Annotated in this window: 8 protein-coding genes; 1 reads left to right on the top strand and 7 read right to left on the bottom strand. The window is 45.6% G+C overall.

The window, feature by feature from the left end:
* The 7 genes from IQ229_RS08405 to IQ229_RS08380 form a co-directional block, all read right to left on the bottom strand.
* A partial coding sequence (locus IQ229_RS08405) for an Hpt domain-containing protein (RefSeq protein WP_194042850.1) occupies window positions 1-196 on the bottom strand: 196 nt, incomplete at its 3' end.
* A gap of 27 nt (window positions 197-223) precedes the next feature.
* Entirely contained in the window at window positions 224-676 is a 453-nt protein-coding gene (locus tag IQ229_RS23825) for a methyl-accepting chemotaxis protein (protein ID WP_265582960.1), read from the bottom strand.
* Window positions 664-1,239, bottom strand: coding sequence for a hypothetical protein (locus tag IQ229_RS23820; protein WP_228013304.1), 576 nt, complete (start codon window positions 1,237-1,239; stop codon window positions 664-666). The genes IQ229_RS23825 and IQ229_RS23820 overlap by 13 nt, the downstream gene beginning before the upstream one ends.
* Window positions 1,190-1,543: an MCP four helix bundle domain-containing protein gene (locus IQ229_RS08395; protein ID WP_194042849.1), complete on the bottom strand. Its 354-nt coding sequence runs from the start codon at window positions 1,541-1,543 to the stop codon at window positions 1,190-1,192. Before IQ229_RS08395 ends, IQ229_RS23820 begins: the two co-directional genes overlap by 50 nt.
* A gap of 22 nt (window positions 1,544-1,565) precedes the next feature.
* The gene (locus IQ229_RS08390; RefSeq protein ID WP_194042848.1) at window positions 1,566-2,969 is read right to left on the bottom strand and encodes a CHASE3 domain-containing protein; all 1,404 of its coding nucleotides are present in this window, start codon (window positions 2,967-2,969) and stop codon (window positions 1,566-1,568) included.
* 1 nt (window position 2,970) lies between these two features.
* On the bottom strand, window positions 2,971-4,035 hold the full coding sequence (locus IQ229_RS08385; protein WP_194042847.1) for a chemotaxis protein CheW: 1,065 nt from the start codon (window positions 4,033-4,035) through the stop codon (window positions 2,971-2,973).
* A gap of 10 nt (window positions 4,036-4,045) precedes the next feature.
* A complete protein-coding gene (locus tag IQ229_RS08380; RefSeq protein ID WP_228013303.1) occupies window positions 4,046-5,605 on the bottom strand; it encodes a CheR family methyltransferase in 1,560 nt (519 codons plus the stop codon).
* A 573-nt stretch (window positions 5,606-6,178) separates the two neighbouring features.
* Between IQ229_RS08380 and IQ229_RS08375 the strand changes: the two genes are divergently transcribed.
* A partial coding sequence (locus IQ229_RS08375) for a phage holin family protein (protein WP_194042845.1) occupies window positions 6,179-6,484 on the top strand: 306 nt, incomplete at its 3' end.

Raw genomic sequence — 6,484 nt, 5'->3', positions numbered from 1 at the left:
CCAGAGTACCTACATCTTTGACTCCCAGCATATTAGCATCACCTTTGAGGGAATGCGCCTCTCGCATCAAGGCTTCCAGGACAGCCAGATCGTCGGGATGGTTTTCCAGATGCAGCAATCCATCATCCAGATTTTGCAGATGTTCTTCGCTGGCTACTTTGAAAACGTCTCTCAGTTCTTCATCATCGATGATCATAGTTTTAAGTAGTTAGAGGTTGAGCGACTAAATGGTTGCCTTGAGTGCTTGCGCTGACTCGTTTAGTTGTTGAGTACCAGAGCGGATCTGGCTAATGCCACTAGCAGTTTCACGCGCAGCAATATTCAGGTCATTCATGGCAGAGACAATTTGCTGAATAGCGATCGCTTGCTGGTTGATATTGAGTGAAATCTGTTGACTGTTGATGACAATATTATTCACTGCACCTTCTACACCAGCAAAGGATTCTGACGTTTCCTGGGCAATTCGCGTCCCTTCTTCCACAGTTTTAGTGCCTTCATGGGTGACAACGACAGTGATGTTGATGGCAGATTGAATGTCGCCTACCAAGGTGCTGATCTTTTCGGTTGATTTTTTGCTCTGGTCTGCTAATTTGCGAATTTCAGCAGCGACAACGGCAAAGCCTTTACCATGCTCCCCTGCCCGGACTGCTTCTACAGCCGCATTTAACGCCAACATATTAGTCTGACTTGCCAACTCGCCCACCAGGAGATACTGTCAATCTGCTTGGTTTGTTCATTTAAGCGTGTGATATGCTCCGCAATGGCTCCGACTTTCTGCTGTAGGGTTTCCATGCCCTTGAGGGTGCGTTTTACAGCATCAGCACCGTTACCGGCAAGGGTCAATGCCTGTCGTGCGCCTGCTACCGCCGATTCTGCCTGTTCGGCTGACTGCTGCGATGAGGCTCCCAATTCATCGATGGTGGTAGTGGTTTGATTGACAGAAGTTGCCTGCCGAGTCGCAGTCCGTTCTTGCTGCTCAACCGTAGCGGCGATTTCATTGGTAGAGGCAGCCATTGTTTGAACAATTTGAGCAATTTTGCCTGTCAACGGTTTAGCAATTTTGTTACTCAGAAAAAATCCTAGTAAGATTGCCCCCAGAGGCCCAGCAATAATACCAGTAACCACCCAACCTGTGGTCAAGCGAGTATCGTTACCGGCGGCTTTATTTGCATCTTCAGCAGTATCCTGATTAATTCTGATAGAGTTTGTCCTCGTCGCGGGTGCGAGACGTGGCTTCATATTCCTCAAGACCTACGTCAATTTGCTTCCAGGCTGCCTGCATTCGATTTAACTCAGACTGTTTGGCCGCGGAGGGTAGTTCGGGGTTGATAATCGCTCGCTCTGCCGACTGGATCTGGGTCTGCCCTTCATTAACTCTCCATAATCCGTCGATGCTGGGAAGGCTGTTATTACTAAGGGTGTCGATATGGCTGCTTAATTGATGAGTACCCCGCCAGCCGAAAAACCCTACGACCAAAACGACACCGCCCATCAGCAAAAATGAACCCATCAATCGTCCATGCAGAGACATATTTTTTAACATAGACTGTAACTCCAATATATTTTTAGACAACGGCTTTTAGTTCTTGGGCACCATCATTCAGTCGTTGGGTGCTGACTTTAATTTGACTAATGCCAGAGGCGGTTTCCCTGGCGGCAATATTAAGCGAGTTCATGGCTTCTACCACCTGTTGCACCGCGATCGCTTGTTGATTGGAGGTCAGGGAAATTTGCTGACCATTCACCGCGATCGTTTTGATGGCATCCACAATCTTTTCTACGGTTTTCGTACCTTCATCAGTCACAATAACGGTGGAATTGGTCGATTTTTGAATGTCTAAGACCAGTACATTAATTTTTTCAGCCGATCGCTTACTCTGGTCTGCCAGTTTGCGAATTTCGGCAGCAACAACCGCAAAGCCTTTGCCGTGTTCCCCGGCTCGCACCGCTTCTACTGCCGCGTTGAGCGCCAGCATATTAGTTTGAGTGGCCAGGTCACTAACCAGGGTGGAGATCGTGCCGATTTGATTAGTTTGTTCGCTTAGATGGAGAATTTGGGCGGCAATGTCGCCTACTTTCTCGCGTAGACTCGATTTGCTGAACTGACCCTCTTGAGTGCGACCGTCTACCAGCAACAACACCTGCCGCGCCACTGCGGCTGAGGCTTCTGCTTGTTCTGCAGACTGACGCGAGGAAGCCGCCAACTCATCCATTGTGGTGGTGGTTTGGTTGACAGAACTAGCTTGTTGCATGGTGGTGCGTTCTTGCTGCTCGATTGTTGTAGCAATTTCGGTTGTAGAAGCCGCGATCGCGTTAGCGACCTGGGTAATCGGTCGTACAATTCCACGGGCAATGAAGAACAACACGAATGAACCGAATAAGATCGCGATCGTGGTTCCTCCCAAGGAAACCAAGTCTGCCAGGTATGCTGCCTGCTTTGCTGTCTGTTGCCTATCAGCCAGCAATCGTTCCTCAACCTGCGTCATTTCTGCCAATTTGGCCCGAATCTCATCCATGATTTGCTTGCCTTTATTAGAAAGGATGAGATTCAGGGCTTCCTGGCGTTTTCCCTGCTGTGTCAACTCAATGGTTTCAGCAAGTTCTACCATTTTGTCTTTTGCCAATTGCTTGACCTGATTCAACCGTGTAACTTGTTCTGGGTTATCCTGAATCAGCTTGTTGACCTCATCAAAGGTTTTCTCAAAATTGGCAACGGATGTGTTGTAAGGCTCCAAATAGTTCGCCTTTTGGGTGAGAATAAAGCCACGCTGTCCGGTTTCGGCATCGAGCAGAAACTTGGTAATATCCTCCAGATCCCCCTCAACCTGATAGGTATGGCTGACCCAGCCATTGGACTCCACTAACTTGTTGGTCGTGAGCTTGGAGACAATGCCAATCACAACCATGACTACAAATACTGAACCAAACCCAAACGTAACAACCCGACCGAGCTTGAAATTGTATTGCATATTAGACCTCTTCATTGACAACCAACACTTCTGAATTCAGCAGTTTGGACAAATTGATGATGCTCATCATCCGATCGCGATAAGGTGCAACACCCTGGAGATAGTCGTCCTTGGCAGAATGCAGGGCAATTGGAGGGGTGGTCATTTGGGAAGGATGGATATACGTCACATCAAAAATGTCATCCACGGCAATGCCCGCCACTCGTTGATCCAGACGCACGACAACGGCTTGCTGATGCGATGGGCTACGCCCCGCCGTAGGCGATCGCACCCCATTCATGGGCAGATCGACCACATTATTGATGTTAATTAAGGTGACAATTTCGCCCCGCAAGTTGATGTTGCCAACAATGTGCGGCGGACAGCAGGGAATCGGGGTAATCTTGTGAATCTCGGTAAACTCATGCACCGTTTCCAAGCCAAACCCGAAGTACTCACCCCCCAACCCCACAACCGCTAGAGGCAAAAGCGACGCCGAATCTTCGTCATCAATCGAACATCGGAGAGCTTCAGTTCGCTCTTGCAAAATCTGTCGCTCCTGCGAATCGAAATGATCGTATAAGCCTTGATTTAGGGCTGAATCAGAGGAATGTTTTAGTGCGTCATTGACTGAGCCGTTGTTAAAATCAGAATTTAGATTGAAAACAGTCTCTAGAAAGGCGTGTTGCACCAACAGTTCGGGATTGAGCAATGTAACGATGCCCTCGTCAACGTTGGCAATGCCAGTCAGCAATCTATCCTGCAAACTCTCTTTCGATTGACTACAAACATTGGCAGCGATCCGATCGGGTGCGATCGCTTGTACACTATCCACTTGATTGACGATGATTCCGATTCGTTGAGTTTGCCACTCCAGGACAATCATGCTGTCAGTCAATTGAAAAGGGGGACGTGCTTGTTCTAAACGGTGATATAAATCCATCACGGGGAGAAACTTCCCTCGCAGGTTAATCACGCCTAAAATTGTGCTGGGAGTTTGTGCGATCGCAGTCACTTCTGGCAGAAAGAAGAGTTCTTGCACGGCTGTAGCCGGAATGCCATAGCGTGAGTGATTAAGGTTAAACATTAAATAAGATTCATAGCTCATAACTAGTTGAATTTAAGTGCTTAAGAACGTGTGCTTGTAATTCAGCAGTGGTTTGCTGGTTATGGGAATCGATCGCTTGTTGGGGTAGATTTTGCAAAATCTCTAGAAGCGATCGCCAGGTTTTTTGAGCCTGTTTTTCATTTCCCTCTCGTTCGTATATAGAACCCAATTCCAGGTGAGCAGTAACAGAATTAGGAGCGAGATAAATAATACGTTTTAAGAATAATTTCGCACTGTCGCGCTCTCCTTGCTCTTCGGCAATTTGAGCCAACAAATGATAAGGTTCGATCGCCAATGGGCTGATCTGGAGTGCCTGCTGACACGCCTGATTTGCCTGGGAGTAATCGCCAAGATTCGCGTAAGCTTCTGCCATCAAACAATATGCCTGAAAGTGTTGGGGGGCTTGAGCAATAAGTTGCTGCGCTATTTGAATGACATCGGCATAAGCTTTTTGAATTAGCGATTCCTTGGCTGTATCTAAAAGAGTTTGAGTGTTTGCACTCACGTCGAAGCCCGTCCCCAAGCTTGGGAGAGAGGGCGAAGAAATTTTGGTTTCCCTGCTCTCAATGGCAGCAGGTGTTATGGTATTCAAGATTTTGCTTTGCTCGTTGAGCGAGGTATGCCTTTGATAAACCGCAGATTGCGGAAAATTTTTGACTTGAAACGGTTCAGTTTTTTGTCCGTGTAATTCTGTGTGCCCTGTAAGCAGAAACCCTCCCGGTGTTAGAGAGCAGTAAAACTTGCTTATAATTTGTGCGATCGCCTTGAAGTCAAAATAAATAAACACATTGCGGCAAATAATCAAATCGAAATCGTGAATCCTGGACGCGTAAGCGGGATAATTATCCTGCATTAGGTTTCCAGGTTGAAATTTGACCATTGCTCGAATAGCAGAATCGATTTTCCAACCTTTTTTGTGGGATTGAAAGTAGCGATTTTTGATCTCTGGAGTAGTTGTCCGAAAAGACCAATCGCTGTAAATTCCTTGTTGAGCCAGTGCGATCGCGGGTTGATTAATATCTGTGCCTAAAATCAGAATGTCCCATGCCTGATTGTCAGGGATCAGTTCCTTCACCAGAATGGCAAGTGAGTAAGCTTCTTCACCACTCGAACACCCGGCACTCCAAAGCCGTAATGTCGGCCGATAAAATTCTCCATTAGCAGCGTTGCGCTGAGTTAAACCAAGCTCCCGTTTGTGCTCGATTAACTCTGGGAGCAGCTGATTTTTGAGCAGCGACATCTGCCCCTGATCCCGAAAAAAATAAGTTTCAGTGACAGTGAATAAAGAGATTAGTTCTTGCCACTCTGTTGCACCAGGAACTAATTGATTTCTTGCCACCAAGAACTGATAGTAATCATGGAGCGAGCATAATCCCAGCGCCCGGATGCGAGTTAAAAGATTTTTCTTTAATGTATCTTGATAGTGTGGCTTGATGTGAATGCCGAATGTATCAGCAATCAGAGCAACCATCTGTGACAAACTAAAGTCTTCACTGTATTGAGAATTAGGTTCAAGTAAAGTGGAGCGATCGCTGCTTATCTGATTCATCACTACATGATTTTTGGGCGGATAGGCTTAGGTTTCCCATTTCAACTACCGTTACATCTATTTGATGGCATCAGCTTGGAAAAAGGTTTTTTGTATATTCGCTCTAAAAGCAGGGCTGCTTCATTCCCTAAAACAGGTAAAATAGCTAGTATTGAGGGGATAAAAAATTATGAGTGCCAATCAGATTGAAGCAGGAATCACGACACTTCCAGTGGTGTGAGGTTCAATCTCTACATTGCCAAAAAAACTTGTCAGTCAATTATAGAAACTGGCAACGATTACGTAGTTGCCGTTAATGTACAAAGGTTCCTCTAAGTCAAAAAACCTCCGTAGGGTTTTTTGCTTCACACCATTTTTTATAAATTTAATTCGGTACATCCTGCAATACGATTGAGATACACAGATTAGAAGTATCTCTCTATGCCAGCGCTGAAAAATTACATTGCTTTTGGACTGATAAAAGATGATGGCAACTTTAGAAGTCAAATACAACGACACTTAGTAGTGTTAAAAATCACAACTGGCAATAGTAAAATTAATTAAACTTACTGCTAATTCCTCTAAAAACAACTTATGCAACACTTTTTATTAACTTGGCTCGGTACTGCGGTGGCGTTATTGATAACTTCTAAAATTGTTGATGGCTTCATTGTCAATAATTTTGTTGTAGCCCTTGTTGCCGCAGGGATTATTGGGTTAGTTAATGCCTTTATCAGACCAATTTTGCGGATTTTGACATTTCCGATTACCTTACTCACCTTTGGTTTATTTACATTTGTGATCAACGCCTTAACTCTTTGGCTGGCAAGTGGACTAACTCCTGGTACCGGTTTTGAGATTAAGGGCTTTTTACCTGCTTTGTTAGGTTCAATTGTGCTA

Source organism: Nostoc cf. edaphicum LEGE 07299 (genome assembly GCF_015207245.1).
GTDB lineage: Bacteria > Cyanobacteriota > Cyanobacteriia > Cyanobacteriales > Nostocaceae > Nostoc > Nostoc edaphicum_B.
Note: the sequence above shows the minus strand (reverse complement) of the source record. Positions and strands in the feature narration are given on the sequence as shown.